Source organism: Mesorhizobium sp. M8A.F.Ca.ET.021.01.1.1, from assembly GCF_003998025.1.
Taxonomy (GTDB): Bacteria; Pseudomonadota; Alphaproteobacteria; order Rhizobiales; family Rhizobiaceae; genus Mesorhizobium.
In genome coordinates this window covers 1-2,859 of record NZ_RZSJ01000706.1, presented here as the reverse complement: position 1 = coordinate 2,859, position 2,859 = coordinate 1, and the positions used below count along the sequence as shown (strand labels likewise).

Below are 2,859 nucleotides of genomic sequence, written 5' to 3'. Positions count from 1 at the left end.
GTTGTTCTCCTTGGCCTGGCCGAGCTTCCAGAAACGGAACAGCCGGTTGGCGTAGGGTTCGATCTCCTCGCCGTCGAGACTGGGGATGGTGGCGACGACGATCTGATCCGAGCCCTTGGTTTCGAAGTCCGCCAGCTTCTGCGTCAGCGCGGCCTTGGTCGCGGCATCGATAATGCCGGCATTGTCGACCACACGGCCGGTGAGAGCCGGAAGATCGGCGGCCACGGCGGCGATCGAGGCAAGCAGCAATGACGCCAGTGTGATTAAGGCCAGGCGCAATCCCGTGGCGCATCGGCCGGGCATCGATGGGACGGCGGCTCTTACCATGGCCTACCAGCTTCCCGAGGAGCCGCCGCCGCCGGACGAACCGCCGCCGCCCGAAAAGCCGCCACCGCCGCCACCCGAAGACCAGCCGCCGCCGGAGCTTCCGGACGACCAGCCGCCCCCGGATGAGGACCGCCGGTGCGGCTCGAAGGTCATGCCGAGCCAGCGATAGCGTCCGGGCCCGAGCTTCTGGCCGAAGATCGGCGGCAGGACCGAGGCCGCGATGCTGCCGAAGAAAATGATCGCCCAGATGCTGATGAAGACGGCGAAGAACAGGTCGTCGGCATTGAACGGCGCCTGCTCGTTGCGCTTGCCGCGCGCCTCCAACTCCTCCGGATTGCCCTCCAACACCATGATCATGTCGTCGACGGCCTTGGAGATACCGCCCGGGAAATCGCCGGCACGGAACGCCGGCACCATGTCGTTCTCGATGATCAGCTTGGTATGCAGATCGGTCAGCGTGCCTTCCAGCCCATAGCCGACCTCGATGCGCATCTTGCGATCGTTCGGCGCGACCAGGAGCAGGACGCCGTTGTTCTCCTTGGCCTGGCCGAGCTTCCAGAAGCGGAACAGCCGGTTGGCGTAGGGTTCGATCTCCTCGCCGTCGAGGCTGGGGATGGTGGCGACGACGATCTGGTCCGAGCCCTTGGTTTCGAAGGCGGCGAGTTTTTGGGTCAGCGCCGCACGTGTGCCGGCATCGATGATGCCGGCATTGTCGACCACGCGGCCGGTGAGCGCCGGCAGATCGGCGGCGAAGGCGCTTAGGGGTAGGAGAAGGAAACCGAGAAGAAACCCAAGAAGAGTGAGGTACGCGCGAGGCGCCCCTCTCTGTCCTGCCGGACATCTCCCCCACGAGGGGGGAGATTGGCGGCTTGACCGCCGGCTCTCCCTTTTAGGCGTTGGAGATTGGCGAAAGCCAACGCGACATGTGATCTCCCCACTCGTGGGGGAGATGTCCGGCAGGACAGAGGGGGGCGCCACGGAACGCAATGCTTTCAGGCCCCGCGAAACAATGGCCCGTTCACCCGCCCTGCTTCGTGCCGAAGTCGACCTTCGGCGGCTGCATCTTGTCTTCGTCGACGGTGAAGTTGGCGAACGGCTCGTTGCCACGGAACCAGAAGGTCGCCCACAGCACCGACGGGAAGGTCTTCAGCGTCAGATTGTAGTCCCTGACGGCCTGGATGTAGTCGCGCCGCGCCACCGCGATGCGGTTCTCGGTGCCTTCGAGCTGTGCCTGCAGCGCCAGGAAATTCTGGTTGGCCTTGAGGTCGGGATAGGCCTCCGACACCGCGATCAGCCGCGACAGCGCGCTGGTCAGCCCTGCCTGGGCATCCTGGAACTTCTTGAGCGCTTCCGGATCCTTCAGCGTTTCCGGCGTCACCGTGATCTGCGTCGCCTTGGCGCGCGCCTCGACCACCGCGTCGAGCGTGTCCTTTTCATGCGAAGCATAGCCTTTGACCGTCTCGACCAGATTGGGAATGAGATCGGCGCGGCGTTGATACTGATTCAACACCTCGCTCCATGCCGCCCTGGCGTTTTCTTCCGCTGTCGGGATGGTGTTGTAGCCACAGCCAGCAAGCAGCGGCAGCACGATTGCCATCATCAGGAAGGCGGGCAGCGTGCGGAATGTCGATGGTCGAGCAAGGCGCTGGGCAAGCATGATGGGGTTCCCTCGATAGAAGTTGCAGGCGAAGCATTACCACAATCGGCGCGCAAGAAAACGGCCTCGACCTCTGGAACAGGCTCTGCGTGAATCGGGCCCGCGCAAGGCCCTGTGATTGGGTCCGCGAACGCGATAAGGTCCGATCAGAACGGGACATCAACATGGCGCAACGCCAGAACAGCGACAGCGAATCGCGCCGTATCCTCCAGCGCGTCGCGCAGGAGACCGATCCGGCCGGCAACTCTTTCGTGGCACGGACGACGAAAGGCATGCGCGACCACGTCTCCGCGGCCGACGCCGATCGCACGGATCCGATCGAAGTCTGGGGCACGCGCGTTGGCCGGATACTCGGACTGCTTCTGGCGCTGGGCCTGATGGTCTGGCTCGTGCTTTTCCTCACCCGGGGCAGCTAGGAATCAAGAAACAATGAGCGCCGAAAAAGCCGACGCGCCGCGCGCGGTCATCGTCATTTCCAGCCATGTCGCCCGTGGCTCCGTCGGCAACCGCGCCGCCGTCTTCGCGCTGGAGACCTTGGGCTTTCCGGTGTGGGCGGTGCCGACAATCATCCTGCCCTGGCATCCCGGACATGGCCGCGCCACCCGCATCGTGCCGCCGCTCGACCAGTTCAAGGCGCTGATGGCCGATCTGGAGCGCGCGCCGTGGCTGGGTGAAGTCGGCGCCGTGCTCTCCGGTTACCTCGGCGAGGCCGGCCAGGCCGAGGCGGTCGCCTCGCTGGTCGCCGCGGTCAAGGCCAGGACGCCTGACGCCGTCTATATCTGCGATCCGGTGATGGGTGATTCCGGCGGCCTCTATGTGCCCGAGCCCACGAGGAGAGAAGCGGCAATCTCGTATGTCTTCTGCTTGTAAAAAAA

At 64.6% G+C, this 2,859-nt stretch carries 4 protein-coding genes and 1 pseudogene; 2 read left to right on the top strand and 3 right to left on the bottom strand.

The annotated features are described in order from the left end of the window. The 3 genes from EOA36_RS32565 to EOA36_RS32550 form a co-directional block, all read right to left on the bottom strand. A partial coding sequence (locus tag EOA36_RS32565) for a TPM domain-containing protein (protein WP_245464534.1) occupies nt 1-327 on the bottom strand: 327 nt, incomplete at its 3' end. A gap of 3 nt (nt 328-330) precedes the next feature. Continuing rightward, a complete protein-coding gene (locus tag EOA36_RS32560) occupies nt 331-1,068 on the bottom strand; it encodes a YgcG family protein (protein WP_335930843.1) in 738 nt (245 codons plus the stop codon). Between the two features lie 277 nt (nt 1,069-1,345). Next, nucleotides 1,346-1,984, bottom strand: a complete 639-nt coding sequence (locus EOA36_RS32550; RefSeq protein WP_127280912.1) for a LemA family protein — start codon at nt 1,982-1,984, stop codon at nt 1,346-1,348. A 164-nt stretch (nt 1,985-2,148) separates the two neighbouring features. Here EOA36_RS32550 and EOA36_RS32545 point away from each other — a divergent pair, with 164 nt between their 5' ends. Next, nucleotides 2,149-2,400: a hypothetical protein gene (locus EOA36_RS32545; RefSeq protein WP_127280911.1), complete on the top strand. Its 252-nt coding sequence runs from the start codon at nt 2,149-2,151 to the stop codon at nt 2,398-2,400. A gap of 13 nt (nt 2,401-2,413) precedes the next feature. Continuing rightward, nucleotides 2,414-2,809: pseudogene (locus EOA36_RS32540) on the top strand (pyridoxal kinase); the annotation flags it as partial. Between the last annotated feature and the right edge of the window lie 50 nt (nt 2,810-2,859).